At 70.4% G+C, this 24,879-nt stretch carries 35 protein-coding genes and 2 pseudogenes; 19 read left to right on the forward strand and 18 right to left on the reverse strand.

Annotation, left to right across the window (positions count from 1 at the left end):
- Positions 1 to 10: 10 nt before the first annotated feature.
- Positions 11 to 433 (forward strand): annotated as a pseudogene (locus tag ACIP4P_RS23265) (phosphotransferase); the annotation flags it as partial.
- A gap of 297 nt (positions 434 to 730) precedes the next feature.
- Here ACIP4P_RS23265 and ACIP4P_RS23270 read toward each other — a convergent pair.
- On the reverse strand, positions 731 to 1,390 hold the full coding sequence (locus ACIP4P_RS23270) for a hypothetical protein (protein ID WP_400921235.1): 660 nt from the start codon (positions 1,388 to 1,390) through the stop codon (positions 731 to 733).
- Positions 1,391 to 1,725: 335 nt separating this feature from the next.
- The gene (locus ACIP4P_RS23275) at positions 1,726 to 2,859 is read right to left on the reverse strand and encodes a methyltransferase domain-containing protein (protein WP_400921238.1); all 1,134 of its coding nucleotides are present in this window, start codon (positions 2,857 to 2,859) and stop codon (positions 1,726 to 1,728) included.
- Between the two features lie 448 nt (positions 2,860 to 3,307).
- Here ACIP4P_RS23275 and ACIP4P_RS23280 point away from each other — a divergent pair, with 448 nt between their 5' ends.
- Positions 3,308 to 3,571, forward strand: a complete 264-nt coding sequence (locus ACIP4P_RS23280) for a hypothetical protein (RefSeq protein WP_400921240.1) — start codon at positions 3,308 to 3,310, stop codon at positions 3,569 to 3,571.
- A 222-nt stretch (positions 3,572 to 3,793) separates the two neighbouring features.
- On the opposite strand, the gene ACIP4P_RS23285 is transcribed toward ACIP4P_RS23280, so the two are convergent.
- From ACIP4P_RS23285 to ACIP4P_RS23310, 6 genes and pseudogenes are all read right to left on the reverse strand, one after another.
- On the reverse strand, positions 3,794 to 4,642 hold the full coding sequence (locus ACIP4P_RS23285; protein WP_400921242.1) for a helix-turn-helix domain-containing protein: 849 nt from the start codon (positions 4,640 to 4,642) through the stop codon (positions 3,794 to 3,796).
- Between the two features lie 16 nt (positions 4,643 to 4,658).
- A complete protein-coding gene (locus ACIP4P_RS23290) occupies positions 4,659 to 5,183 on the reverse strand; it encodes a DUF6879 family protein (protein ID WP_400921244.1) in 525 nt (174 codons plus the stop codon).
- Positions 5,158 to 5,421: a hypothetical protein gene (locus tag ACIP4P_RS23295; protein ID WP_400921246.1), complete on the reverse strand. Its 264-nt coding sequence runs from the start codon at positions 5,419 to 5,421 to the stop codon at positions 5,158 to 5,160. The genes ACIP4P_RS23290 and ACIP4P_RS23295 overlap by 26 nt, the downstream gene beginning before the upstream one ends.
- A gap of 204 nt (positions 5,422 to 5,625) precedes the next feature.
- Positions 5,626 to 5,973, reverse strand: coding sequence for a hypothetical protein (locus tag ACIP4P_RS23300; protein ID WP_400921248.1), 348 nt, complete (start codon positions 5,971 to 5,973; stop codon positions 5,626 to 5,628).
- Positions 5,974 to 6,302: 329 nt separating this feature from the next.
- Positions 6,303 to 6,605, reverse strand: a complete 303-nt coding sequence (locus ACIP4P_RS23305) for a hypothetical protein (RefSeq protein ID WP_400921249.1) — start codon at positions 6,603 to 6,605, stop codon at positions 6,303 to 6,305.
- Between the two features lie 24 nt (positions 6,606 to 6,629).
- Positions 6,630 to 7,082: pseudogene (locus ACIP4P_RS23310) on the reverse strand (transposase); the annotation flags it as partial.
- 393 nt (positions 7,083 to 7,475) lie between these two features.
- Here ACIP4P_RS23310 and ACIP4P_RS23315 point away from each other — a divergent pair.
- Complete coding sequence (locus ACIP4P_RS23315; RefSeq protein ID WP_400921251.1) at positions 7,476 to 7,838, forward strand: hypothetical protein; 363 nt, start codon at positions 7,476 to 7,478, stop codon at positions 7,836 to 7,838.
- Between the two features lie 3 nt (positions 7,839 to 7,841).
- Here the strand turns inward: ACIP4P_RS23315 and ACIP4P_RS23320 are convergent, their stop codons facing one another.
- Positions 7,842 to 8,042 carry a hypothetical protein gene (locus tag ACIP4P_RS23320; RefSeq protein WP_400921253.1) on the reverse strand — a complete coding sequence of 67 codons (201 nt, stop codon included), beginning with the start codon at positions 8,040 to 8,042 and terminating at the stop codon, positions 7,842 to 7,844.
- A 328-nt stretch (positions 8,043 to 8,370) separates the two neighbouring features.
- Here ACIP4P_RS23320 and ACIP4P_RS23325 point away from each other — a divergent pair, with 328 nt between their 5' ends.
- Positions 8,371 to 8,655, forward strand: coding sequence for a hypothetical protein (locus ACIP4P_RS23325; protein ID WP_400921255.1), 285 nt, complete (start codon positions 8,371 to 8,373; stop codon positions 8,653 to 8,655).
- Positions 8,656 to 8,797: 142 nt separating this feature from the next.
- Here ACIP4P_RS23325 and ACIP4P_RS23330 read toward each other — a convergent pair whose 3' ends face one another.
- From ACIP4P_RS23330 to ACIP4P_RS23340, 3 genes are all read right to left on the reverse strand, one after another.
- On the reverse strand, positions 8,798 to 8,950 hold the full coding sequence (locus tag ACIP4P_RS23330; RefSeq protein ID WP_400921257.1) for a hypothetical protein: 153 nt from the start codon (positions 8,948 to 8,950) through the stop codon (positions 8,798 to 8,800).
- A gap of 255 nt (positions 8,951 to 9,205) precedes the next feature.
- Positions 9,206 to 10,075, reverse strand: a complete 870-nt coding sequence (locus ACIP4P_RS23335; RefSeq protein ID WP_400921259.1) for an LLM class F420-dependent oxidoreductase — start codon at positions 10,073 to 10,075, stop codon at positions 9,206 to 9,208.
- 232 nt (positions 10,076 to 10,307) lie between these two features.
- Positions 10,308 to 10,961, reverse strand: coding sequence for a lysophospholipid acyltransferase family protein (locus tag ACIP4P_RS23340; RefSeq protein ID WP_400921261.1), 654 nt, complete (start codon positions 10,959 to 10,961; stop codon positions 10,308 to 10,310).
- Between the two features lie 262 nt (positions 10,962 to 11,223).
- Here ACIP4P_RS23340 and ACIP4P_RS23345 point away from each other — a divergent pair, with 262 nt between their 5' ends.
- Positions 11,224 to 11,469: a beta/gamma crystallin domain-containing protein gene (locus ACIP4P_RS23345; protein ID WP_400921262.1), complete on the forward strand. Its 246-nt coding sequence runs from the start codon at positions 11,224 to 11,226 to the stop codon at positions 11,467 to 11,469.
- A 61-nt stretch (positions 11,470 to 11,530) separates the two neighbouring features.
- Entirely contained in the window at positions 11,531 to 12,106 is a 576-nt protein-coding gene (locus ACIP4P_RS23350) for a transposase (RefSeq protein ID WP_400921264.1), read from the forward strand.
- On the opposite strand, the gene ACIP4P_RS23355 is transcribed toward ACIP4P_RS23350, so the two are convergent.
- Positions 12,072 to 12,554, reverse strand: coding sequence for a hypothetical protein (locus ACIP4P_RS23355; protein ID WP_400921266.1), 483 nt, complete (start codon positions 12,552 to 12,554; stop codon positions 12,072 to 12,074). The two genes, ACIP4P_RS23350 and ACIP4P_RS23355, sit on opposite strands and share 35 nt — an antisense overlap.
- Before the next feature lie 639 nt (positions 12,555 to 13,193).
- On the opposite strand from ACIP4P_RS23355, the gene ACIP4P_RS23360 reads away from it, so the two are divergent.
- From ACIP4P_RS23360 to ACIP4P_RS23390, 7 genes are all read left to right on the forward strand, one after another.
- Positions 13,194 to 14,102 carry a hypothetical protein gene (locus ACIP4P_RS23360; protein ID WP_400921268.1) on the forward strand — a complete coding sequence of 303 codons (909 nt, stop codon included), beginning with the start codon at positions 13,194 to 13,196 and terminating at the stop codon, positions 14,100 to 14,102.
- A gap of 12 nt (positions 14,103 to 14,114) precedes the next feature.
- Positions 14,115 to 14,486, forward strand: a complete 372-nt coding sequence (locus tag ACIP4P_RS23365; RefSeq protein WP_400921270.1) for a hypothetical protein — start codon at positions 14,115 to 14,117, stop codon at positions 14,484 to 14,486.
- A gap of 166 nt (positions 14,487 to 14,652) precedes the next feature.
- Complete coding sequence (locus ACIP4P_RS23370) at positions 14,653 to 14,925, forward strand: hypothetical protein (protein ID WP_400921272.1); 273 nt, start codon at positions 14,653 to 14,655, stop codon at positions 14,923 to 14,925.
- A gap of 377 nt (positions 14,926 to 15,302) precedes the next feature.
- Positions 15,303 to 15,905 carry a hypothetical protein gene (locus tag ACIP4P_RS23375; RefSeq protein WP_400921275.1) on the forward strand — a complete coding sequence of 201 codons (603 nt, stop codon included), beginning with the start codon at positions 15,303 to 15,305 and terminating at the stop codon, positions 15,903 to 15,905.
- A gap of 99 nt (positions 15,906 to 16,004) precedes the next feature.
- Positions 16,005 to 16,538 carry a nucleotidyltransferase domain-containing protein gene (locus ACIP4P_RS23380; RefSeq protein ID WP_400921552.1) on the forward strand — a complete coding sequence of 178 codons (534 nt, stop codon included), beginning with the start codon at positions 16,005 to 16,007 and terminating at the stop codon, positions 16,536 to 16,538.
- A 302-nt stretch (positions 16,539 to 16,840) separates the two neighbouring features.
- Positions 16,841 to 17,113, forward strand: coding sequence for a transposase (locus ACIP4P_RS23385; RefSeq protein ID WP_400921277.1), 273 nt, complete (start codon positions 16,841 to 16,843; stop codon positions 17,111 to 17,113).
- Between the two features lie 23 nt (positions 17,114 to 17,136).
- Entirely contained in the window at positions 17,137 to 17,526 is a 390-nt protein-coding gene (locus ACIP4P_RS23390) for a transposase (protein ID WP_400921279.1), read from the forward strand.
- Here ACIP4P_RS23390 and ACIP4P_RS23395 read toward each other — a convergent pair.
- Positions 17,489 to 17,971: a hypothetical protein gene (locus ACIP4P_RS23395; RefSeq protein ID WP_400921280.1), complete on the reverse strand. Its 483-nt coding sequence runs from the start codon at positions 17,969 to 17,971 to the stop codon at positions 17,489 to 17,491. The genes ACIP4P_RS23390 and ACIP4P_RS23395 overlap by 38 nt on opposite strands.
- 248 nt (positions 17,972 to 18,219) lie before the next feature.
- Between ACIP4P_RS23395 and ACIP4P_RS23400 the strand changes: the two genes are divergently transcribed.
- On the forward strand, positions 18,220 to 18,675 hold the full coding sequence (locus ACIP4P_RS23400) for a hypothetical protein (protein ID WP_400921282.1): 456 nt from the start codon (positions 18,220 to 18,222) through the stop codon (positions 18,673 to 18,675).
- Positions 18,676 to 18,782: 107 nt separating this feature from the next.
- Complete coding sequence (locus ACIP4P_RS23405) at positions 18,783 to 19,196, forward strand: DUF6188 family protein (RefSeq protein WP_400921284.1); 414 nt, start codon at positions 18,783 to 18,785, stop codon at positions 19,194 to 19,196.
- An 88-nt stretch (positions 19,197 to 19,284) separates the two neighbouring features.
- On the opposite strand, the gene ACIP4P_RS23410 is transcribed toward ACIP4P_RS23405, so the two are convergent.
- Positions 19,285 to 20,022: a hypothetical protein gene (locus ACIP4P_RS23410; RefSeq protein ID WP_400921286.1), complete on the reverse strand. Its 738-nt coding sequence runs from the start codon at positions 20,020 to 20,022 to the stop codon at positions 19,285 to 19,287.
- A gap of 177 nt (positions 20,023 to 20,199) precedes the next feature.
- Between ACIP4P_RS23410 and ACIP4P_RS23415 the strand changes: the two genes are divergently transcribed.
- Positions 20,200 to 20,667 carry a hypothetical protein gene (locus tag ACIP4P_RS23415; protein WP_400921288.1) on the forward strand — a complete coding sequence of 156 codons (468 nt, stop codon included), beginning with the start codon at positions 20,200 to 20,202 and terminating at the stop codon, positions 20,665 to 20,667.
- Positions 20,668 to 20,703: 36 nt separating this feature from the next.
- Here the strand turns inward: ACIP4P_RS23415 and ACIP4P_RS23420 are convergent, their stop codons facing one another.
- From ACIP4P_RS23420 to ACIP4P_RS23430, 3 genes are all read right to left on the reverse strand, one after another.
- Positions 20,704 to 20,898: a hypothetical protein gene (locus ACIP4P_RS23420; RefSeq protein WP_400921290.1), complete on the reverse strand. Its 195-nt coding sequence runs from the start codon at positions 20,896 to 20,898 to the stop codon at positions 20,704 to 20,706.
- Positions 20,899 to 21,320: 422 nt separating this feature from the next.
- Positions 21,321 to 22,139, reverse strand: a complete 819-nt coding sequence (locus tag ACIP4P_RS23425; RefSeq protein WP_400921292.1) for an alpha/beta fold hydrolase — start codon at positions 22,137 to 22,139, stop codon at positions 21,321 to 21,323.
- A 210-nt stretch (positions 22,140 to 22,349) separates the two neighbouring features.
- Complete coding sequence (locus tag ACIP4P_RS23430; RefSeq protein ID WP_400921294.1) at positions 22,350 to 22,844, reverse strand: hypothetical protein; 495 nt, start codon at positions 22,842 to 22,844, stop codon at positions 22,350 to 22,352.
- A gap of 93 nt (positions 22,845 to 22,937) precedes the next feature.
- On the opposite strand from ACIP4P_RS23430, the gene ACIP4P_RS23435 reads away from it, so the two are divergent.
- From ACIP4P_RS23435 to ACIP4P_RS23445, 3 genes are all read left to right on the forward strand, one after another.
- Positions 22,938 to 23,435, forward strand: coding sequence for a winged helix-turn-helix transcriptional regulator (locus tag ACIP4P_RS23435; RefSeq protein ID WP_400921296.1), 498 nt, complete (start codon positions 22,938 to 22,940; stop codon positions 23,433 to 23,435).
- A 243-nt stretch (positions 23,436 to 23,678) separates the two neighbouring features.
- Entirely contained in the window at positions 23,679 to 23,930 is a 252-nt protein-coding gene (locus tag ACIP4P_RS23440; protein ID WP_400921298.1) for a hypothetical protein, read from the forward strand.
- Positions 23,930 to 24,706, forward strand: a complete 777-nt coding sequence (locus tag ACIP4P_RS23445) for a DUF427 domain-containing protein (RefSeq protein ID WP_400921300.1) — start codon at positions 23,930 to 23,932, stop codon at positions 24,704 to 24,706. Before ACIP4P_RS23440 ends, ACIP4P_RS23445 begins: the two co-directional genes overlap by 1 nt.
- Positions 24,707 to 24,879: the final 173 nt, after the last annotated feature.

Raw genomic sequence — 24,879 nt, forward strand, 5'->3', positions numbered from 1 at the left:
TTCCGGTCCCGATCAAGCGCGCATAGACGTCGAGGTTGAGGCGATGACCCTGGCACCGGTCCCGACGCCGCGGGTCCTGCGGAGCAAGCCGCCCGTGCTCGCGATCGCCGCGCTTGCGGGGACGGCGCTCGGGCGCCTCGGCGAGCCGTTGACCGCGTCGCCGGCGGCATGGGCCGCGGCGGGTGCGGCCATCCGGAAGCTGCACGAGGCGCCGTTGCCGCCCTGGCCCGGTCGGCGCCGCCGGAGTCCCGACGAGTTGGCGGCGGAACTCGACGGCGAGTGCGAGTTGCTCGTGACGAACGGCGTCCTGCCCGCCGACCTGGTCACCCGAAACCGCCACGTCGCCGAGGCCGCTATCCGGCCGTGGACTCCGGCGTTCACGCACGGCGACCTGCAGATCGATCACGTCCTCGTCGACGGCGACGAGGTCACACGAGGAGGTCGGCGTCGGCGGTGATGTCGACGCCGGCGAACATCACACCGCCCTTGTAACGGGCGGGGACGGTGGCGACGAGCCCGCGGATGGCTGTATCGGTCGGATGCGAGAGCACATGTCACCGAGGGACAACATCACCTTGCGGCCCGGAGAAGCCGTATTGCCGGCCTTTGGCGGCGTGTCGGTTCTTGACGTCAGACGGGCCAGGTTCCGAGGGCGAGTGCAAGCTGTTCGGCCTGCTGCCAGGTGATGCCCTGGGCGAGCTGTATGCCGAAACGAGGGCTGTAGGGGCCGTCACACCGGAGGATGCCGCCGAAGGGCTGCTGCTCGCCACCGCCGAGCGGCGACTCCCCCCGGCCGTGACCAATGAGCGGCCTCCCACAGGGAGTTGTCCAGGAACAGCGCCGCCACACGCGGGGCCTCGTCGGCCGGAGCACCGACCTGCACCAGCGCCTCGGCGATCACACCCGCGGCCTCCGCCGGAGCGTCCCCGTCGCCGAGCGCCGGCAACAGAAGCAGCAGCCGGGCGTGGCGATCATGGACGCCCGGGGCCGTGCGGTCCGCCGTATCGGCGATGTGGATCAGTTCCTGCCAGGAGAGGCCGGGGCCTGCCTGGTGGCCGTCGACGGTGGCAAGGTAACCGTGCCGTCCGGGTCGCCAGTCAGGGTGGGTGACGAAGTACTCCGTCCCGCTGTCGTCCGGGAGGTTGCGGCTCATCACGACGGCGGTGTGTCCGCCGCCGAAGGGAATGCGGAACACGGGCCAGTTCCCGTCGGCCGTCAGTGCCTCGTAGGCGGCGTCGGCGTCAGCCTCGTCCGCTCCGAACCACTCGGCGCTCGGCTCGTCCTCCTCCGTCTCGCACATCCACATCAGGTAGGTGGCCCAGAACCCGGGGTGGGAGAGGAGTTCCTCACTGGCTACCAGCGGGTCATCGTCATATCCGTCGATCAGCACGGAGGCAAGCCTGCCACCATCCACCGACACCCCGAACTCAGGGCTGCGGTGCCCACACGGACTGCTGTTGTCTCCCGCCGACATTTCGCGAGCGGGAGACCAGTGGGTGGTCCCGAAACTCGGCGACAAGTGATGCCAGCCGTGACCTACGCAGCCAAGGTGACGACTACCACGGGCAAACGATGACAACCGTCGCGCTTCGACCTGCGGCTTCATCCTGATCGCGCAGGGCACCTGGTGACAGGTGTCGCGCGCCGGCACAAGTACGACCTCGTTCGGAAGGGGCCCGGTGCCGCGAGGCGGTCTCGCGGCACCGGGCCGGGCCGGACGGCTGGTCAGATCGGCTGGACGGGGTCGTCGAGCCAGGCCTGCCAGCCGTCCGGGGTGACGGTCAGTCCGAGACGTTCGACGCCGGGCCCGCCCGCTCCGTACCACCACGCGAGCGTCTGCTCGAAGTCGTCCCACAGGCGGCGGCCGCCGTACTGCCGGACCTGGTGCGCGTCCGCACCGTCGCGGAAGGTCGTGGCGGCCCAGGCCGGGATCGTGAGGGAGTAGAGCCACAGGGTGCGGGCGCCGTCCTGGTGCGGCTGGATCGCGTGGGCGACGTCGCCAAGGCGCAGGCCGGCGGCGAACGGGAACGGGTCGAATTTGCCGTGCGGCGGCAGGACGGCGGTGGTGGTGGACTCGGCGACGGTGCCTCCGTCCGGCGGGTTCTGTGGCCATGTGAGGCGCTGGGAGCGCATCTTCATGAACTCAACCAGCTGGAGGAACGGGCCGCTCGCGGTGCCGTCGCCGCTAACGGTGAGGCGGACCAGGGCGTCGGCGTTGGAGTAGTGGGTGCCGAACGGCGCCAGGATCAGCGCGCCGGGCCGGGTCTGCTCGATCCACGCCTGCGGGATCCGGCGCAGCCCGTAGGTGGCGGTGATCCGGTCGTACGGGGCGCCTGGCGGGTGGCCGAGCGCGCCGTCCCCGCACACCACCGTCGGGCGGTAGCCGGCGGCGTGCAGGACGCCACGGGCCCGGACGGACACGGTCGGGTCGACCTCGATGGTGGTCACGTTCGCGTCGCCGAGCCGGTGGCTCAGCAGAGCCGCGTTCCAGCCGGTGCCGGTGCCCTGCTCCAGCACCCGCATCCCCGGCTCCACCCGGAGGTCCTCCAGCATCGAGGCGACCAGGGACGGCATCGAGGCGGAGCTGGTCGGCACCGTGCCGGGCTCCACGCCCTGGTGCTCACCGTCGTCCCACTGCGTCACGACCGGGACGTCCGCGGCCGCTACCGCCAGCCATCCGGCCTCGTCCACGGTGCGGTCGACGGGCCGGCTCTTCCCGGTGGCCATGTCGTGCGCCCAGACCAGCTCCGGCAGGAACAGCGAGCGCGGGACCGCGTCGAAGGCCGGCGCCCACGCGGCGGCGACGGGGAAGGGCCACCCCGGCACGGGGCGGCCCTCCAGCTCAGGTGCGAGCGTCACCTCCGGTGTCCCCCGTCCCCGGGCGGAGTCGTGCCGTCCGGGGACGGCGGGTCGGACGGCGGCGTCCACGGGGTACCCGGGTGCCCGTCCCCCTCACCGCCGCCACCGCCACCCGATCCTCCGCCACCGTGCCCACCGTCGAAGTCCATGCCGACCTCCTCGTCGTCGTGATGGTGCCCTCCCGGAGCCCGGGAGAAGTAGAGGGACGCCCAGGCACACCGGGGCGTCGGGTCCATTTCCGGGGCGGGCGGGCGGATGCGCAGATCCGCGTGGACGGTCTTGCCGAACGGCTCCAACTCCGCCCCCCCAATGACCGCCGGTCAGGTCGTGGACCAGGGCCAGGCCGCGGCCCGACTCAGCCCCAGGGCCCGCCTCGATCAGGCAGGGCAGGACGCGGGAGCCGTCGCGGACGCTGATCCGAACGCACCGGCCTGTGATCCGCTCGACGGTGACCGTCATCCGCCGCCGGCACCCGGTCTTCACCGCGTTGCCCGCCGGCTCGCCGACAACCAGTCCACCGGCCTCGACCAGGCCGTCCAGCCCCCAGACGCGCACCGCGGCGCACACCAAGCGCCGCGCCTCGCCGACGGACTGCGGCTCGTACGGCAGCAGCGCCCTGACCGAGTCGGCGGCCGGGGACCGCTCCGGGACCTCGACCGTCGTGGTCACCGCGAACCTCGCGCCCGACGGCGCCGCCCGGGCGCGGGCGTAGCCGCGGCCGGTGGGCGGGGTATACGGTGCGCGGCCACGGCGGTACTCCGCTCTCTCGTCGGCGGTGACAGCTGCGCGGACCCGACGGGGGGCGGGCCCGCGCAGCGGCCCCAACTCGCCCCCCCCGGGGGCTCGGGTGTCCGAGCCGTCACAGTAGGCGACGGATCGACGGTAGGGAGCAGCTGGGCCGACCCTCAACTCGTTTGCACGGGTTTGCAGGAATTCAGCCCAGGGAGTCAGCGGCCCGGGCGATCAGGGTCCGCGCCTGCGCGCCGAAGACCGCGAAGTCCTTGAGCCGGTCGAACGCGCTCGCGTAGAGCGCGATCTCGCTGGGCGTGGTGACGGTCACCTGGGCGGACAGCAGTTCCACGCCTGCCTCGGTGTCGTCGAAGATGTTGAACGTCTCCACCGGCCACATGGTGCGCTGCGCGGTGAAGGGGATGACGCCGAGCGCGACGGCTGGCAACGCCATGGCAGTGAGCAGGTGCTCCAGTTGCTCGGCCATCGTCTCGACGGTGCCGAGGCGGTAGTAGAGGACGGACTCCTCCACCAGGATCGCGAAGCGGTGGTGGCCGGTGCGTACGACGCGGGAGCGGGCCAGCCGGGCTTTGACGGCGTCGGCGACGTCGTTGGGGGTTCGGCGGAAGTCGGCGACCGTGGCCAGCAGGGCGGTGGCGTACGCCTCGGTCTGGAGGACGCCCGGCACGACGCGGGAGGAGTAGGAGCGGAAGTGCCGGGTGCGTTCATACAGGGGTGCGGCGGATTCCTGGAGGCGGCGCAGGCCGGTGCGGGTGAGGCGGCGCCACTCGACGTACATGGAGTCCACGGCGCGGTTGGCGGCGATCAGGTCCTCGGCCTGGTCGTCGGCGTCGCAGGCCCGGCACCAGGTGCGGATGTCGGTGTCCGACGGCGCGGTGCGGGCGTTGATGATGCGGGAGGTCTTGGCGCCGTTCCAGCCGCACCGGGCGGCCAGCTCCTGTCCCGTCAGGTCGGCGTCCTGCATGATCTCGCGCAGCCGTGCGGCGACGGCCAGGCGGGCTTCCTGGGCGCTGGAGGACGGGGACGCGGGCATGGAGCTGGCCGTTCGGTCAGACGGTGTACTGCTCGTGCGGGACGGCGCGTTCCCAGACCGCCTCGAAGGCATCCGCGCACAGCTTCGCCACGGCCGGGTCCTCGCACATCTCCGGCCCGGCCGAGGCCCCGTCGCCGGTGAAGTGGTTGAACCGGACGATCGCTCCGTCGAACAGCCAGAAGTCGTTCCCGGGCAGCGCCAGGCCGGAGGCCCGGCGGCGCGCCAGCCACCGGACCTGCTCACCGGCCGCGAGGTTGACCACGGTCCCGGCGTGCTCGTAGCGGATGTACGCGGTGACCGGCTCCGAGACGATCCGGGCCCGGCGCACCACGACACCGCGGGCGACGGCCGCCCGGATCATCGACACCCAGCCGGACCAGCCCTCGCCCTCGGGATCGAGGTCCGGGTGCACGCCGGTCCGCTGGAACTCCTCGAACTCCGCGGCCTCGCCGGCGATGCCGTAGGAGTCGCGCATCTCCAGGTGCACCGCGGAGTGCCGGGCGCCGGCCAGCAACTCAGAGAAGGCCGTCACGTTCGGCATCGTCCAGCGCCTTCCTGATGATCTGCGCCATGCGCAGCGGGATCCGGGTCACGTTCTCGTGGTCGGGAGTGCCGACCGCGTGGCCGGGCACCCACTCGGTCGTGCCGATCTCCGCCAGGAGCTCGTCGCCGGGCTTGAGGCCCTGGACGACGAGCTCGCGCTTGGCGTCGTCCACCCACACCATCGGGCTCTCGTCCTTGCCGGTGTCGGGGTCCACCCCGGCGAACCGTAGCGTCATGATGCCCTCCCGTACCAAGTCGGTTGCGCAGTTTTGCACGACGCTCCACCCACAGGTGACGACACGTCAAGGGGCGCGCGGACGCAGCCACGCGGCACGCACCGTACGACTGGGCCCGAGGCGGAAGCGTCCGGCCTCGGGCCTGCGGCGGGCTCAGGCAGTACGGATCTTGCCGTCAGCGATCAGGCGGCCGACGTAGCCGGGTCAGTCCCGCTCCAGGGTCTGTTGAATGAACGCGCGGGCTTTCTCCCGGATCTCGGGGGTGACCTGCTCGACCGTGCCGTCGCCGAAGTAGATCTTCGTCCCCTGGCGACTGGAGTCGGCCAGGATCGCGTGGTGGTGCTGACTGAGGGTCAGGAAGAGCGCGGGGGAGGGGGCGTCCTCCAACTGGCGCAGGCCGCCCTCCCAGTCGGTGCCGCGCCGGCCCCAGTCGCTGCCGTGACCGTCCAGCCACAGCGTCAGGTCACTGAAAAAGACCAGGCGCCGGGCGGGGTGTGCCTTCTGGTAGGCGTCGGCGACGGCCAGGATGTCCGCGACGTCCCGGGACACCATCTGCCTCGGGATAATCAACGGCGCGAGCGCCTACGGGCCGTCACCCCGCGGCCATTCCAGGGCACGAGCGAGCCAGTAGCGGGGCTGGAGCAGTGCAGTGGACACAATAATCCCCCTTCGCCGCGAGCATGGTCCAGGCACTGCCGCCCGGCCCCGGTCACCGTAGCGAGAACGCCACCGAACGTGTCCGTGAACGAAAAGGGGTCATGCCGCTCATGATGCCGAGGCCGACAGCGGTAGAGCACACGTCGCGGGTGAATCCCGGGGCCAAGCGCTGCCCGAGGCGGGTCAGAATTTCTTACCCCGCCCCCGAATGTCCAGTGCCACAGCTACTGAGCGGGAATGGCCACGACCTGCTCCAGGGCCTTCTGCGCGAGCTGGACGTACGGGATGAACTCCCCGTTCGGCAGGAGGTTCGGAAAGACCCGTCCCAGATGCCACGCGACGTTGAGTCCGGGGTCGCTCTCGTACAGCTCCTTGAACGCCCGACCCAGGCCGCGGTCGAGACAGTCCGAGTAGATGCCGGCCAGGAAGCGGGCCGGCTGCCGGGACTCCTCTTCGGCTTCGATTGCGACGCGGAAGAACGTGGCCAGCCTGTCGGCCGGAAGGACCTCGGCCAGCAGGTTGGCCACCCCCGTCGCTTCCTAATGTCGTTGTCAAGCGGTCTCGGTCACTGGGGGCGTGCCGCGGTAGCACCGTCGGTCACGGATCAGGGCCCAGAGGACGTTGACGCGGCGGCGGGCCAGGGCCATGACGGCCTGGACGTGTCGCTTGCCCTCCGCGCGCTTGCGGTCGTAGATCGCCCGCGAGTTCGGATCGCAGCGGATGCTCACCAGCGCCGAGGTGTAGAAGACGCGTTGGAGTCTTCGGTGGTAGACGGTCGGGCGACGCAGGTTGCCGCTGACCTTGCCCGAGTCGCGGGGGGCCGGGGCGACGCCGGCGAAGGCCGCCAGGGCGTCCGGGGAGGCGAAGCCGTCCAGGCTGCCGCCCACGCCGGCCAGGAACTCGGCGCCGAGCACGGCGCCGATACCCGGGACGCTCTGGACTGTGTCGGCGAGTTCGTGCTCGCGAAACCGGCCCTCGATGAGCTTGTCCATCTGCACGACGTCCCCGCACCGGCCGCCCTGAACGCCCTGCTCGAAGGCCTCCTCAAGCGACTCCGCCACGCCCGGGACACGGCCGCGGCCGGGATGTGAGCCCGGTCGGCGAAGCACTCCAGGGCACTGGCGGGTCGGCTACGGCGCCAGTGGCATCCCTCACCGGCCGCGCTGCCAGTCACCCACCACGGTTGCGCATCCCGGTCCGCGCCCTCGTTCACACGTGCACGCCGGGCGGGAACGAGGTCTGGCTCACGAAAGCGCCGTTCTCTCGGTGACGTTCAGTCAGGATGGTTTGTTGGGGGGTGTCGGCGTGCTGGCAGGAACGCCCGTCGAAGTGCTGGTGAACGAGCCCGGTAGGGGGCTGGGTGAGGAGCAAGGTTCCGTTCGTGCGACCCTCCTCGTATGGGCACTGGTGAGGACAGTCGCAGGCGGCGTTGGCTGATTCAGTTGCTGACTGTGCTGGCCGCTGATGCTGCAGATCAGCTGGCCTGGGGAGCCGAGCACGAGGTGATGACGGATGCGATCGTCCTCGACTTCGATCTTGTGCTCCGTCTGGCCGAGAGCCTGGATCCGGAGGTCGCTCCTGGTCTTCGGGCTATCGATCTGGTCTTCGACGAGATGAATGTCCGGGATCACGCCGGCCGGTGGGTCGACACGCTGGCTGCTGATTCTCGCTGGGACGCGGTCCGAACTACGTCCCGCCGGACCCTCGTCCGGATGCTCGGCGAGTGGCATCAACCGCTGCCAACACGCGTGCTGCGGTAACGGTCACCCGCCCAGGGCCTGCCAGCCGATGGTGCCGTTCTGGACGGAGTGGGCCTCGTCCGCGCGGACGGCCTGGCCGGCCGGCTTGCTCGCCGCGATGTGCTCCAGGATGGAGACCAGGTCGTCGTCGGCGAAGCGCCCGGCCGTTGCCGCCTGCCCCAGGGCCTGGTCGACCCGGGTGCTGCCCAGCACGGTGGCGAGCATCGACGGCGCGGGCCATCTTGGCGCGGATCCGGGAGGCGCCGGCGGGTCCGTCCTCCTTGAGCCAGCGCCCGGCTCCGGGGCCGATGCCCGCGAACGCGATCTCCGCCTCCGAGTGCGGTTGCAGCCTGGGCTGGTGGACGGACCGGCCGTCGGGGTGGTCGGGGTAGTGCGCGTCGATAGATCTGCGGGGCCCCGGGGGTGGACGGCTGGTGGCGCCAGATCTCGGACAGGTCACCGGAGCGCCAACGATGCGACTGCCAAGGGCACATGTATCGCGCCGAGAGTGGAGGAACAGGAACGATCGCGACACTGGCCCCTGGAGGAAATCATGACCATCGTCCGTCGGCTCCATGAAGCCGGAATCACCAGCGAACACGCGTACGCGGCGGCGTTCGGGTCCATCGGCCTGTCCCTGCTGAGCTGGATCGCGTCGATGAAGGCCGAACAGGCCGGCGTAGAGCGGGCCGACCGGTGGGGCATCTTCGTCGGCGAGTGGGCGCCCACCTTCTTCGCGCTCGGGCTGGCCCTCGCCGGCTACGAACGGGAGGCACCGTCCGCCGCCAAGGGGTCGCGCAGCGCCTGGCTCGACCGCCCTGGCGACAAGGCCGGATGAGAGGCAGATCCGGCCTCGTGGGCTCCGCAGGTTACTGCGGGGCCCACGCTCCCGATGCCGCGGTTGCCCTCTCATCAGCCCGCAGACCAGGGCGGGACGCCATGTCCGTCGGGCTCTACCGGGACGCGTACCGTCCGGTACTTCACCCCTCGACGAGCAGCGCCGCGGCCAGTGCCGCGAGCAGCGCCGTCCGGCCCCTCCGGCGCCGTCCCGGGCGCGGCCGCTCTCCGGGGCGGGGCGCCCGTGGCGCGGTGGCCTCGTTCCCGGCCGGACGGGAGCTCTGGTTGTTCGTCAACTCCACCCCCTTCCGAGGGGCAGCTGTCCGGCCGGATCGGGACGCCCCGCGAAGCGGGCGGGACGCTGCGGCGCCCGCGTACCGCGCGCCGCGTCCGACGGAGGCTGGTTGGTGACGCTGTGTGATGATCGACCCCTGTCCGATCATCCCGCACACGAACCAATCCTGCCGCCGGAGACCGCCGTGGCGGTAAGGGGGGATCCCGGAGGACCGGTCCCCCGGTCGGCGGTCGGCGCGGGTCAGCGCCCGGGCGGGTCAGTCGCCCGGGCGGATCCACCTGCGGGCGAGTTCCGCGACCCACGTGGCGGCCTCGTCGGGAGCCGCCGGGGGCGCGGCGACGACGACGAGTTCGGTGACGCCCGCCGCGGCGAGCTCGGGCAGGCGCTCCGGGGCGGGGTCGCTCGGTGCGACCGCGACCGCGAGGTCCCCGAGGGCGCGGCCGTGGCGGGCGCACTCCTCGGCCAGGACGCCAACGCGTGCCGCGATGTCGGCCACCGGCACGTTGAAGCCGTACCAGCCGTCGGCGAGGGCTGCCGCACGGCGCAGCGCGGCGTCGCCGTTCCCCCCGACCAGGACCGGCAGCCGCGCGCCGCGCAGTGGCTTGGGGTTGACCCGGATCGCGTCGAAGCGGGTGAACTCCCCCGCGAAGGAGGCCGGGTCGTCGGCCCACAGGGTGCGGATCGCGGCGAGGTACTCGTCGGTGCGGCGTCCGCGTCCGGCGAACGGGACGCCGAGCGCGGCGAACTCCTCGGCCGACCAACCGACGCCGATGCCGAGGCTGAACCGGCCGGCCGACAGGACGTCGAGGGTGGCGGCCTGTTTGGCGACCACGACCGGGTTGTGCTCGGGCAGCAGGAGCACGCCGGTGGCGAGCTCGATCCGGCTGGTGACGGCCGCGGCGAAGCTCAGGGCGAGCAGCGGGTCCAGCCAGTCCGCGTCCGCGGGGACGGCGATCCGGCCGTTCGCCGAGTAGGGGTACCGGGAGTCGGGCTCGTCGACGAGGACCACGTGTTCACCGCACCACAGCCGCGCGAAGCCGTGCGCCTCGGCCGCCACCGCCACCGCCCGGATCACCTCCGGACGGGCGCCGTCACCGATCCCGAGCGCGTGCAGACTCACCCGCATGCTCCACCTCCTGGCGTCGACCCTAGGCGGCAGGGCCCGGACACGGCTGACGCGGCACGCCCGTGGCCACGGCCTCGCCCCATGGCCTGGCCACGGGCCCCGGCACCGGGCACGCCCGGGACGGCGCCCAGCCGCTCATCGGCGGCCCCGTCCGCGGCCGCTCGGTCAAGGCCTGCCGCGTCCTCGTCCGCCGGGCGTCTCCCCTGTGCTCGCGGGAGCGCGGTGGGGATCCTCAACTCGCTGTGGCGGGGTGGTGCCGGCGGGCGGTGCGCCAGGCCTCGGTGACAGCGCGGTGGGCGCGCTCGGTCGCCGTCGGGATGCCGCCGTCCAGGTGGAGCGGGGCACCGAGGTGGACGTGCAGGGCGGGGCGGCGCAGTGGTGCGGTGGCGAGGCCGGCGAGTTGTTTGGCGGCGCTGCCCGAGCTGAGGCGGCGGGCGCCGTACTGGCCGAGGGGGACGACGGGGGCGCCGGTGGCGGCGGCCAGCCGGGCCAGGCCGGTGCGGAAGGGGCGGGGTTCGCCGTCGTGGGGGTCGCGGCGCCGGGGTAGGCCGCCTTCGCCGTAGATGAGGACGACGCGGCCGTCGGCGAGTGCGGTGGCGGCCGCGTCGAGGGCGGTCGCGGCGTGGGCGGTCCCGCGGTGGACAGGGACGTGTCCGCCGGAGGACAGGACGGTGCCGAGCAGGGGGATGCGCCACAGGCCGGCGGTGGCCAGCACCACGGGCCGGGTGCCCAGGCGGTGCAGGGCGGCGAGGACGACGGCGGGGTCGGCGAGCGAGGTGTGGTTGGCGGCGACGATGCTGCCGGGGGCGACGGGGCCGGGTGTTTCGGAGGTGACGGTCAGGCGGCCCAGGAGGGGGACCAGCGCGTGGGCGGTGGAGCTGAGCATGGTGTTCCTCAGTACCTGGAGCGGGTGGTGGCGCCATCTTCGGGGACGGGCGGGGGCGGGCGCCTGAGTAGGGGTACTCAGGTCGGCCCGGGGCGCCGCTCCCCCGGCGGCACGGTCCGCCCGTACTCCGTGAAGCCGGCGTCGGGGCGGCTTCCGGGTGGCCGGGAGGGTGGTGGCCGACCGGCCACCCGCGTAGTCCCTTTTCCGGCCACGCGCTCCCGAGGAGCGGTCCGGCGCGTTCGGCGGGTCCCGCGATCTCCCCGTGTCAGAACGGCCGTCAGGCGGCCTTCGGCCGATCTGGTCGCACCTCGACGGCCGGGACAGCGTCGACTGCTACGCGAATGCCGGGTCGATCGGCTTCGGCGGGTGGTGGATCGACCGGATCTCCACGGGAAACAACGACCTGGTCTACTCCGACGACAACGGCGACTCGGTGAGGGTCAGCCGCTGGACCGACATCTCGTACCCGAACCGACCGCCGAAGGTCAACTCCAACCGGATCCTCTGAAGAAACGCGGAGCGGGCCCCGCACAGAATTCTCCCCGGTACATCGCCACGAGTCCCATCGCTTGGGTCGCCGTCGAACGGAGTTCCACGACCGGCTGCGTGGCCGGGTCCGCGAGGCGGCCGGCAGGGATTCGGAACCGACCACTGGGATCATCGACGCGCAGTCGGTGAAGGGGGCCGCGTCGGTGCCGGAGGCCAGCCGGGGCTTTGACGGTGCCAAGAAGGTGAACGGCCGCAAGAGGCACATCGTCGTGGACACCCTCGGGCTGCTGCTGATCGTGATGGTCACCGCGGCGTCCGTCACCGACCGCGAGGCCGGCCGCCACCTGCTGGCCCGCTTGTGTGAGCGGTACTGGCGCATCACTCCGGTGTGGGCCGACGGCGGCTACACCGGACGGCTGGTCGACATCGCCCGCGACGTGCTGCGGATCGCCCTGACCGTGGTCAAACTGAGCGACGACACCGCAGGCTTCACAGTGCTGCCCAAGACGTGGCTGGTGGAGCGGACGTTCGCGTGGCTGAAGCGCTCACGCCGCCTGACCCGCGACTACGAGACCCGCGCCGACACCTCGGAATCGGTGATCCGGTGGTCGATGAGCATGGTCATGAGCCGCCGGCTCGCCCAGCGGACACGCTGAACATCCCCGGGCGCTCCTCGGCGAGCCAGCCCCGCGCGGCCAGTCGCTTCACCTTCGACCGCACCCCCTCGACCTTCGCCGCGACCACCTCCAGCCCCAAGGCCGCCGCGAGCCGCCGACAGTCCATCTCCTCTCCGGCATCGGCCAGGACGACCAGGAGCCGCCGGTAGTGCGGCGCCAGCGCATCGAGACCGAGCCCTTCCCTCCACACCGGCACCACCGATCCCGGCACCGCCCCGGCGCCCCGCGCCGGCTGTTCACCGGACACCACGACCGGTGGCGTCTCCTCGCCTCCGTGGGGTCCCGCCAGGACTTCGGCCACCGTCTCCCGGGCGATCACGAACCGCTCCAACGCGGCCTCCGCCTCCCGCAGCTCGGCCTGAAGCGCCTCCACCCGCTGCCGAGCGGCACGCTCGCACTCCTCCAACAACCCCATCACCGACGGCATCCGGCACCTCCACCGAAGAGACGACACGACACCTCGTCTCTCCCGCCGAGGCGCCGACCCTATGCCTGACCAGCCGATATACACCCGTCACTCTCGGAAAGACAACGGCTTCCAAGGTCAGGCGGCAGTCGGCGGAAGGCCCGTACAGCCGCCCCGGGCCTCTGACGGCCCGACGGCAGGCCCGCACACCGGACGGCACGGGGCCCTACCGTACGGTCACCGGTCACCGGTCACCGGTCACCGCCGCAAGCAGCAACGGCCCGCCGATCGCGGCGCTGTCGGGCCGGACGGCCTGGTCGAGGATGCCCGGTGCGGTGAGAGCCGCACGCTGGGTGCCGCGAGCGGCCTGGGGAAACGGGTCGGCGGCAACGCCGACACCGCGCCCCAGGCCGACTCAACACCAGTACCGAGGCCGTGGAGCCCCGGCCTTCGGTGGCGTCCGACATCCGATGCCACGTCAAGGCCGGTGCTGCGCCCGACTCGGGAGGGTCCCACAAGGGTGACCCCACTGTGGATGATCGGCGACTATCCGCGCCCATGGCGGCCCTGAAACGATCATGTCACGCCGTTGGGCAGCCCGGGGCTATCCGGGGTTCACGCGGGCTGCCCGGCGGGCCCAAATCCTTCTGAGGAGAACCGATGCAGACCGTTGCCCGACGCCCCGTCCAAACCGCCGCCGCAGTGCTCGCCGCTGGCGCCCTCACCCTCACCGCCGCGCCCCTCGCCACCGCCGCCCCCACCACGAACAGCACAGCGACTGGCGCCGCCGCTGTGGCGGCGGCGGTAAACGAGGCCACCGGGACCGGCGACATCGTCTCGGGCACCCGCCAAGCCGACGGTACGGTCCGGGCCGAAACCTCAGCCGAGGGCGGCAACACCACCGTGACCGTCCCGGCGAACGCCGCCGGGGCCATCCGCACCGCCACCGGTCTGGAAAGCATCACGGTCGGGCTCCCGGGCTCCGGGCGGGCCAAGGGCGTCCAGACCGCTACCGGGACCGTCGTCTACCCGAACGCGGTCCCGCACGCCGATCTCGCGGCCCAGGTCACGAACACGGGGTTCCGGGCCACCGTCACCCTCCAGGACGCGAAGGCTCCGCGCGAGTACCGGTTCCCGCTGCACCTGCCGCAAGGCACCCGTCCCGTCCTGCAGAACGATGGCAGCGTCAGCTTCATCAACGAGAACGGAGAGACCCAGGGCGGGATCAAGGCACCCTGGGCGAAGGACGCCAACGGGGCCGGTGTGGCCACGAAGTTCCGCCTGGACGGGAGCACTCTGGTTCAGTCCATAGACGTGAACCTGAACACGGCCTTCCCCGTGGTGGCCGATCCGAGCGGCTGGTGGGGCTGGTTGAAATGCTCCGGCGCCATCGGACTGTTCATCACCAGTAACATGTTCGTCGCCAGCAAGGTGGCCAAGGCCGGCGGTGTCGCCAAGGTCATCGTCCGTCTCAAGGCGGCGGAGAACGCTGCGGACCGCTACAAGGCACTGATGTGGTTCTTCGGAGATGTCACCGGTGCCGGCACAGTCATCAGCTCGTGCCAATAGACGGGAGACGCGATGAACACCGCCTACAAGGTGCTGGTGATTGCCGCGTTCCCGGGCCTGGTCGCTGCGGTGATCCTTCAGTTCCTGGCCTGGCGCGACGCACGAGCAGGGCGTTCGGCCTGGCCCGACCTCGCGGCAGCACAAGCCCTGAAGGGGGCCATCCTCTTCGGGGCACCCGCGACAGTGCTGCTGCTCGCCCGAGGTCGGACGGACAATCTGGGATCCCTCATCCCGGTAGCGGGAATCTTCGCCTGCTTCGTGGCCGTCATGGCGCACCCCAGGATCCTGGCGGCGGGCAGTACGGCTTCGAGGGAGGCGCGTCGTCTCGCTACCCTCTGCCTTCCCCTCGCGGCGGGGATCCTCGGAGGGGCAAGCACCCTGTAACGAGTCGATTGCCCGCTCGTCCCAACCCTCGCAGGCGTGGAATCGGTCAATGGCGCCCTGGCCGCACTCGGAAACGGGGGGACCGCCCTGTTCGGCATCTCTTCTATAAAGAGAGCCTGCTTCGACGGATTGAAGTAATAGCTCCAAAACCCGACGGAGATCTTCCATGAGCACTCGACCTGAAATTACGCCTGGCAAGTCGGGTGAACCCTCGCATGATCCCATTGTGGCGGCCGCTATCTACGAATTGTGCTACGCTTCTCTAGCCTTTCTCCTCGACCGGCCATTCAGCACCGACTGGACTATTATCCCGTTTTGGGGTGTCGCAGGTATCGTATTCCTCGCTAACGCCAATGGCATGGGCGAACGAAAGTGGTTCACCCATGCCAAGATGATTTCCATCATCGCGCTTGCGAGTGTGGCCGTGGCTATGTCGTAGCCAGCCTAATGGCAGTCGTCGGTCTCGCTCCAAAGCTTGTACAGAAGGCCGAGTACGGGTGGGTCGATCCGTGTTGGCCTGCTGGTGAGTACGCTCCGGGCAAGGTCGTACATGTGGGCGATGGCCTGCACCACATAGTGCAGGCCATTTCGTCTACTCCTCGATGTGATCGGGCGCAGCACACCCTGAGGGCGGTCCCGCGTCGTTCACCGCCTGTCCGCGGGATGGGACGACCCGGAGGAAGGGCCAGGCACGCGATCACCAATGGGTGCTGGCACGCGGGATAGCCGGGCGAACTGGCCAGCCCCACCGGCCTGGCCGTGTACAACAGCACCGCCCAGGCAGCACGCACCTGCCCGGGCTGAGCGGGCGTCGATGTGCGGGCAGACCTGAAACTCGGGGACCAGCCGATCCGCAACGTCCGGCTGCTCTACGGCGGTGTCGCCGAGAACTGGCCGATGGAACGCGAGCACGTGCCAGGCCGGGGTGCGTTCATCGAGGTACCTGCCGTCCTCGAGGTCCTGGACCGGTCTCTGGCTGGCGAGTTGGACACCGCCGGTGCGCGCAGGCTCCTCGGTGAACTCGGCGAGCAGGTCGTGCGCCGCACCGACCCGCACGGCTGCGGCATCAAGGGGTGCGTCGACAGCCACCGTTGCTGGGGCGAGCTCGCGGAGTCCCAGCTCCAGGAGCTGCTGCGCCGTGAGCGGGCCGATGCGGCTCTGGCCGGATCGGGCGGTGTTGCCGAGCCCGCTGTTCATCCGTGCAGGCCGTGCACCGAATGCTCCAACTGCTCCTGCTACGACGGGACACCCGGCCTGTGCCAGACCTGTCGGTGGACCCGTGGGGCCCGTTTGCGCGCCCGGCAAGACGTGGAGCGCTGGAACGGGGCGCTGGCCTCAGAAGCCGTCGCTGTACCGATCACGGGGCTTGTTGATCGGACGGGTGAGCCGGGACACGCGCTGGTTGGAACCGGGCAGTAGCCGGTGGCCAACCGCCCCGAACCGTCGGGAATCTCGGTGGCGACGGACCGTCTGCGCTGCCAGAGTGCCCTGGTGCGGAATGAATCGGATGTACTCGAAGTGTTGGACCTGCTCAAGGGCGCAGGGGCTGCAGCCTGGGTGGACGGCGGCTGGGGTGTGGATGCCCTTCTCGGGGAGACGACCCGAATCCATTCGGATCTCGACCTGGTTGTTCTGTTTCACCAGCTCGACGTAGTGCGGGACGCGCTGGTCGAGGCTGGGTTCACGAAGGTCCTGCGGGACTGGCTTCCCAGTGCGCTGGCTGTCGCGGACAGTGCAGGCCGGGAGATCGACCTGCACCCCATCGTCGGCTCCTCCCGTGAGGGCGGGCAGCAGTTTCTTCCAGGCGGTGAACGGTTCCGCTACCCAGCGCCGGTAACCGGGACCATCGGCGGGCGCCAGGTCCTGTGTGTCGACGCGGCAACGCAGGTGCGGTGCCACCTCGGCTACGAAGCCACGGACAAGGACCGACAGGACATGGCCCGGCTACACGCCGGCACGGGAGTTGAGCTTCCCCTGGATTATGCCTACGCCTTGAAAGCCGCTGTTCCGATCTTGAGGGCTGTCGGTCGAACGGGAGTCTCGATCGGGTGACTGCGGCGGCTGCCGTGCATGAGAACAGGGCCTCTTGGTAGCTCAAAAGGGTGTCTACGCCAACAAGCTGTCCGGGAAGCCTTGTTGACGCAGTTCTACGGCATGGCGGAGGTGGAGTCCACCTCGGTCACTCCCGCGTGTGACTGCCTGGCCCACCAACTCGGGAACGCCGGTGACCACGGGGTGCGCAAGCCCCGCTATCCGACGGACGTGTCGGACGCCGAGTGGGTGGCGGTGAGGCCGCTGCTGCCGGTGCCGGGATGGCTGCAAGGGCGGGCAGCCGGAGGCGTACTGCCACCGCGATGCTGGACGCAATCCACTACCTGGTCGACAACGGCACGAAGTGGCGCGCGATGCCGGCCGACGTCCCTCCGTGGGACCGGGTCTACGCATTCTTCCGCTGTTGGCGCGGCCTGGGTCTGGTCCGGGAGTTCCATGACCGGCTGCGCGGCAAGGTCCGCGAGAACGCCGGGCGGGATCCGGAGCCGAGCGCGGGCGTGATCGACCCCCCCAGTCGGTCAAGGCAGACGCCGTCGTCGGATCCGACAGCCGCGGCTTCGACGGCGGCAAGCTGATCAATGGCCGCAAGCGCCACGTCGTGGTCGACACCCTCGGCCTGCTACTGGCGGTGGTGGTCACCGCCGCGGATGTCGGCGACCGCACCGCCGCCCAGGTCCTCCTGGCCCAGGTCGCCGACGCGCACCACCTGCTGGCCCTGATCTGGGCCGACGGCGGCTACACCGGAAGCCTCGTCGAGCACTGCCTCACCGCCCTCGCTCTCGTCCTCGCCATCGTCACGCAGCGACGACATGCGCGGCTTCGTCGTACTGCCCAAGCGGTGGATCGTCGAGCGGTTCCTCGCCCACCTGATGCGAAGTCGCCGCCTGGTCCGCGACTTCGAGCGATCCACCAGCAGCGCCGAGGCGTGATCTACTGGTCCATAACCCTGTTCATGACCCGCCGCCTTGCCCGGCCACGCCCTTCGTAAGCGTGAACCGACCCGGTGCAGATTCGGCCAGCCAGCCTCGGGCAACCAGCCGCCTCGCATTCGACGGCAGCGCCTCCACCTTCCCCGGCACCGGGTTCAAGCCGAAGGCTACGGCCATCTCCTGGCACGTCAGCGGAACTTGACCGAGCCGGTTCCGGTCCGCGAGAGCCTGCAGGATGCGCTGGTAGTCAACCGACCAGGCCAGCCCCGCGCGCCACATCGGCACCACCGATTTCGGCTTCACCGCCTCCTGGAGCTCGTGCCGCACCGGCTGTTCACCGACATCCCGCAGACCCTGGGAGACCTCGGGTCCGACGGCATCGCTGTCCTCCGGCGCCAGCACCTCCCCGACGCGCGAGCGGGCGATGACCCACTCGTTCCACTCCCGCTCGGCCACGGCCAGCTCGGCCTGGATACGGTCGGCCTCCTCCCGCAACTCGTCCACACGACGGCGAGCAGCGAGCGCGCTGTTCCAGAAGCCCCACGACCGACGGCATCCCCGACCTCCACCAGAGCGACGACGACTCGACACGTCACCGCTCCCCGAGACCGCCGACCCTATGCCTGAACAGCGGAAGCACAGCCCTCACGCCCGGAAAGACAACAGCGTCTTATTGTCGTTCGTTCGGGTGCTTTCATCGAGGAGCCGTCGACCGTGTCGGTGTGTCGGAGCCCGACGACATAATTCGAAGCGTGGACCTGAGAGCCGAACTGACGCCCCCGTCCGTGAGCCAGCAGCGGCTGGACACGCTCTGTTGTGAGATCGAGCGGATCGCTGACCTGGTGACGTCCCGGTCGGCGAGCGCGGACGAGGCGATCAGGGCCTTCAACGCAAGGATGGGCCACGACTATGTGGCTCTCGACTTCGCCGAGTATGACGCCAGCCGGAGCCTTGTCGAGTTTGCGACGGAGGCCGCCCGGCCGGCTCGTCCCCGGGTTGCGGAGATCACCCGGAACGAGCTCGTTGAGATGGTCCACAGGATCCGGACCGGCTGCCCGGAGACCGACTACTACCTGCGACTTCTCGAAGCCAACGCGCCGCATCCCCGGGTCAGCGATCTGATCTTCCATCCCCGGGCCGAACTCCGGGACGCCACCGCAGAGCAGATCGTCGATGAGCTGCTGGCATACCGGCCGATCGCCCTCTGATCAATGGGATGGGTCAGCCGGCCATCGGGTTCTGTTCAGCGCCTGCACGCGCCCGTCTCAGCGCCCTCCGCGTGTGACCGTGGCGGGTTGATCGATACGGTGTCGCCATGAGTGAGGGCATAGTGCGAGCGGAGGATGGCTGGCGAGTGCCTGCGTTCCGCGGGCTGGGCGTGGGAGAACTCGTCATCGACAACCGGCTGCGGCTCCGCATGGGGTCCAACGAGATCATGCTGTGCGCGTGGGCGGAGCTCGTGGCGGACGAGCGGGCATACGGGCTCTCGGCGTGGCCCCAGACGAACCTCGGCAAGGCGACTGAGCTGTTGCGTCAGGCCGTTGCCGAGGTCAGCGTCTCCGATCAGGGGGTTCTTCGGGTCCTGTTCGCGGGCGGCTGGCGTTTGATGGTGCCGGCCAGTGACGAGCGGTCAGCATGGACGGTGGCGGTCCGAGGTAGTGGATTTCTCGCCGCCAAGCCCGGGGGCGGGGTTGCTGTGAGCGCTACCAGCTCCGAGGTCAGGTCGTAGTTCGATCTCCTTCGATGATCTGGGCTTCGAGGTCGGCGACGCGCCGATCCTGGAAGCCCAGGTTGGAGCTCAGGCAGGCTGATCCGCGCTACGCGGGGCGAAGAACGGGGTCGATATCGGCCAGGATGTCGTGTAGCTGACGGGCCCCCAGGGCAACGCGGTCGTCAGTGTCCCGCAATATCTCCTCGCACAGCTGCATCGCGTTGTCCCGGTCCTCGGCGAAGATGCCGAACACGTCGACGATTGCAGTGTGGATCCAGTCGCCGTGATTCGGGTTGGCAACTGCCAAGGCGGAGGCGACGATCGTCAGCCCGACCCTGTCCTTTCGCCGAAGCACGGCTTCCGCGGTCACCCGGGTGACGAAGGTGTCACCCGGGTCGAGCACGAGCTCCAGCAGCGGCCCATGGGCCTCCTGCATGTCGGCGAAACCCGCCAGGCCGTGACCGGCAGCCGCCCGGTCACGGTAGTCCTGGCTTCGCCCCAACTCGCGGAGCGCCACGCAAGCAGCATGTCGGCGGTCACTGTCCCCCTTCAGCAGAACGCGCAGTCGCCGCACCTCAGCGATCAGACGGGGCATGTCCTGTCGCGCGGAAGCGATGAAATCGAGATCGGCATCCAGTTGCAGGTCCGGACTGACCTGGACCTGCTCTCCGTTGATGAACCGGCTGAGATGGATCTCATCGTCCTCCACGGCAGTGGCTGGGGCGATCTGGATGCAGCTCGCCCCGCCGGTCGCACCGCGAGTCTCCAGCGCGGGAACCCACGGACCCGTGGATGCGGCCGCGATGCGCACCTCCATGGAATCGAGCTCTTCTTCAGTCGGCATGACCGGATCATCCACCCCGACCGGGCAGACCGTCCACGGGATACCGAGCAAGCCAGCCGGTCGCCAATGTCCGCGTACTGATCTGGGTGCTCCAGCGCGTACGGAGTTGTGTGCACCACCGACCCGTCTCAGCGAAGTCGCTCTCATGGACCGCTCCGGTCACCGTAGTCTCGTGCCGTGGTTGACGAACGTGGTGCACCCGACGCCCTCAAGAACCGATGCACGAATGCGGCGCGGACGTTGGAGTCCTGCATCAGCTACTTCATCGAGCGCATCACGTTGGACGAGTCCAACGAGGACCGCAAGGACCACACCCTGGACGTGTGGCTGCGCGATGGGCCGCAGAAGCCCGATGTGGTGGTCTCGCTGTCAAACCTCCACTCGGTTCGCCCGTGGGAGCCAGGACCGGGCGTCTCCTTCATCGATGGGATCTCCCTCGTCCACCTTCCGAAGCTGCCGTTGCCCTGGCCTGCCGAGGCGGTCGGCCGACTCGACCGCTCCGATGACCTGCCCGAACTGGTCTGGCTGAGGATCACCGGGCCGCTCGAAGTCGACGCTGTTGCCTCGATCGTGACCGTCTACCAGGCCCAGAGCGACGATGCGGCCTCCGTGCTCAGTGACAGCCTGGAGCCGTTCGACGGCTGAGGCAGCGGCCGAACTTCTGTGAGACGGGTCCTAGCGTCAGCGAAGTGAAGGACTCGGGTCAAGCGCCGATGCAGGGAGGCCGCGGCGGGCGGTGGGTGGGGACTTGATGCCCCCTTCGACGATCATGCGTTCCACGGCATCCTCCAGCGACCGCCCCAGCGCGACCGAGCCGTGGACGTTGCCGCGGTCGGCTCCGTAACGCCCGAAGTTCTTCCAGCCGTCGGTCGACAATTCAGGCGCTCCTGGTGCGGGTGCGGGGCAGGGTGTACCGGTTCTTGAGTTTCAGCTGCGTCGTCATTCGACCCTCCTCGAAAGGCCCGCCGTTGGCCTTTCTCCATTCGCCGTCGGTGACATGCAATTCGTCGGTTCCCTGTAGAGCGACAATCGCTATGACGGACGACCAGGCCGCCGCCGTCGCCGCCGCGGTGAGGACGTCGTTCTGCGGCTGACCCCGGACGGCATGACGCCCCGTTCGGCCATGTGGCGGCTTCTACCGATCCCGCAACGCCCTGGAGTTCAGGGAGTTGTGGGGATCGTGGATTTCGAGGTGCTGAAGGCGAGGTTCTTCGAGGCGCTTTCGCCGGGTCATGTGATCGCCACCGCGTGACCACCGCCGCGTGACCACCGCCCCGCGGACGGCCACCGTCAGGTGATCACTTCGGCCCGTGGTCGCCGAGGACGTGTTCCGCCGCCTCCCGGATGGCGTCGGCCAGCATGACGGGAGCCGCGAGGTGGGCGACGTGCCCCTGGCCGGCGAACGTGACGGTCCGCGCGTCCGGCAGGGTCTCCGCCAGGTCGTGCAGGCGCTCGCGCAGGTGGGCGGGGCTGAGCTCGCCCTCGACCAGGGTCGTGGGGACTGCGAGGTCCGCGAAGCGGTCGATGCCGGTGCCGAGCAGGTCGATCGCCTCGTCGTCCGCGATCTGCGCCGTCGCGTGCGCGACCAGGGCCGTTCGCAGGCTCTGGTCGGCGAGCAGAGCGTCGACGGTGCCCACGGGCATCCGGACGATGTCGCGCAGGTGGATCCGCAGCGCCTCGACCCGGTCGCCCCCGAGCAGCGCGGCACGGGCCCGTGCGGCCGCCTCCCCGGCGATCAACTCCCGGGTGGGCATGGGCGGTTCGTAGAGGAAGAGCCCGGCGAAGGCCGACGGGTCGAGCAGCGCCGCCTCCAGCGCGGCAACGGCGCCCGAGGAGTGCCCCACCAGGAGCACAGGCGGGTCGAGGAGCCGGGCGACGCGGAGGATGTCGGCCGCCTCGACGGCCATCGAGTGGGGCAGGGCGATCTCCGCGTCGGGAGTGTAGATCCGCCGGTTGATCCTGACGACGCGGAAGTCGTCGGTCAGGTGGCGGATGACGCCGTCCCAGGCCGTGGCGTCCCCGCCACCGGGGTGGACCACCAGCAGGCTGGGGCCGGATCCGTCGTCCAGGGCCGTGAGGGGAGGGGTGTCGTCGGATGCTGCGAGAAGTTCGGTCATGCGCACCATCGTGCGCCGGGCGACCGGCAACCCACCGGCAGAACGCTGACAGGCTGCCGAAATGGAGCCGTCAAGTCGCTTGCGGCGCAACGGTGTTCAGCGCCACCTGAAGCGACACGCACCGGTGCCGCGCCCGCACGGACGCGGCGGCTCAGCGGTGACGGTGCCCGGACCGGCTGGACGTCGCGGGACATCCAGCCGGGACCCGGGTCAGGGCAGGAGGGTGCGCTCGGTACGGCTGGCGGCGATCCGCTCGCGCGCCAGCGTGCGGGCGCGTCCGGTGTCGCCGAGGATCCGGGCGAGGATGGTCGCGAGGGGCCTGATCTGCCCCCAACCGCCCCAGTGGCCCTCGGGAATGTCCGTGGGGAAGACCCAGACGCGGCCGGGGTCACGTGGCCAGGCGCCGTTCTCGGCGTCCAGGATCGCCTCGGCGACCTCGGCGATGACGCCCGCGCGCTTCCGCCCGTCGAGCTGCCCCTCGGGCACGGAGGGCACGACCTTGTAGCGGGGCGCGTCCGCGGACTCGCCACCGACGTACACGGCGGCCGGCCGGTGCAGGAACAGCCAGGAGACGGACCGGACCGCCGGGTCGGCGGGGTCGAACCCCTCGTTGCTGATCAGGATCTCGGTGATCCGGTTCATCAGCGCCGCCTCGGCCTCGGGCTGGAGGGCGCCGTCGGGGATGTACACGTCGAGCATGGGCACGGCCGTACTCCTTTTGAGTTTAGTTTTTAAACTTAGACCGGAGGCTAGCGCAGCTGAGTGCAGTTCGTAAACCCAGATCGGTATGCTGGTGCCATGGAGACGCGGCGGATCGATCCGGTGAACTGCTCGGTGGCACGTGCCCTCTCGGTGGTGGGAGAGCGCTGGTCACTGCTGATCGTCCGGGAGGCACTGGACGGGGCCAGCCGGTTCGGGGAGTTCCACTCCCGCCTCGGGATCGCCAAGAACCTCCTGGCGAGCCGGCTCGACACCCTGGTGACGGCCGGGGTGCTGCGCCGCGTGCCCTACCAGGAGCCCGGAGACCGGCAGCGCTTCGCCTACCAGCTCACCGAGCAGGGCCACGCGCTGCGGCCGACGCTCCTCGCGCTGCTGGAGTGGGGGGACAGGTACCTCGCCGACCCCCAGGGGCCGTCGGTCATCGTCCGGCACCGGCCCGACGACGGCGCGAGCACGTGCGACGCGCCGGTCAGGGTCGTCCTGGAGTGCGCCGCGGGACACGACCATCTCGCCCCGGAGGACGTCCACCGCACCCCCGGGCCGGGCGCACGCTTCGTGGACACACCGTCATCCTGACCCGGAGCCTTGGAGTTCGGGTTCGAGTGGGCCCGGCCCGCTGCCCGCGCGCGATTGGGACGCGGTGCTGCTCCGGGCCTTCGCGGACCACCGGCACGGCGAGGTGCCGAGGACGGCCCCGGATGGGACTGGTGGATCCGGCTGGGCGACCGGGAGATCTGGATCCACGACGCCCCCTCTTACCACGGCGGCCCGGGCTGCAGCGGCCACTCCTGGCTGCCGGGCGGCGGCACCGAACTCACCATGCAGTACTACGGGGACCCCGCCCAGAGCACCGAGGGCCTGTACAACCTCGTCTACCGCGGCCCCGGACCGGTCGCCCGGATGACCAAGGAATCCGGCCCGTCCGGCCAGGACGTCGAGAAGATCCTCCACACCAGCGCACCGGCCCTGTTCGACTTCGAGGCGGCGCACGACTGCCGTGGCGTGGTTGACTGTCGACCGGGGCCCAGGGCCGTCCGGGCCGTGGCCGCCGCCGAGGAGGCGAGACCCTGATGGGTGATCAGCTGAATCTGCCACCGGTACGGGTGCCGGTCAACCACGTCGAGGCGGTGCCCCGACGGGTCCGCGCGGTCCTGGGCGGCGAGACGGTCCTCGACACGGTGCAGGCACGGTACGTCTGGGAGAAGCCGTTCTACCCGCAGTTCTACGTCCCGTTGGACGACGTCCGGGCGGAGCTGCTGGTACCGGACGAGGAGGCCGGCCCGGAGGAGACCAGCCGCGGCACGGTGCGGTGGTTCGGGCTCCGGGCGGGCGGGGCGGTACGGCCCAAGGCGGCCCGGGTACTGGCCGAGTCGCCGGTCCCGGGCCTGACCGACACCGTCCGGTTCGACTGGGCCGCACTGGATTCCTGGTACGAGGAGGACGAGCAGGTCTTCGTGCACCCGCGCAACCCGTACGTCCGGGTGGACGCACTTCGCTCCACCCGCACCGTGCGGGTGGAACGCGACGGCGTGGTACTGGCCGAGTCCGCCTCCCCCGTGCTGCTCTTCGAGACCGGGCTACCGACCCGCTACTACCTCAACCCCACCGACTGCGACCTGTCGAAGCTGGAGCCCAGCGACACCGTCACCTCCTGCCCCTACAAGGGCACCACCAGCGGCTACTGGTCGGCCAGGATCGGCCGGCGGCTGCACCCCGACCTCGCCTGGTACTACGACTTCCCCACCCGTGAGGTCCAGCCGATCGCCGGCCTGGTCGCCTTCTACAACGAGCGGGTCGACCTGTTCGTGGAGGGGAAGGCCATCGAGCGGCCGAAGCGGCCGGCCTGAGGAAGTGTCGGGCACTTGACCGACTGCGTGGTGTGAGGCCGGGTGGGTGGTGGGGGGGGGGGGGGGGGGGCCCCCCCCCCCCCCCCCACATGTGGTTGGGAGGAAACAAACGAAAACACACCCACAGGATATAAAAACAACCAAGGGGTGTGATAGAGGGCGACCCGCGCCGG

The sequence above is a fragment of the Kitasatospora sp. NPDC089509 genome (genome assembly GCF_044749365.1).
Classification (GTDB): Bacteria; Actinomycetota; Actinomycetes; order Streptomycetales; family Streptomycetaceae; genus Kitasatospora.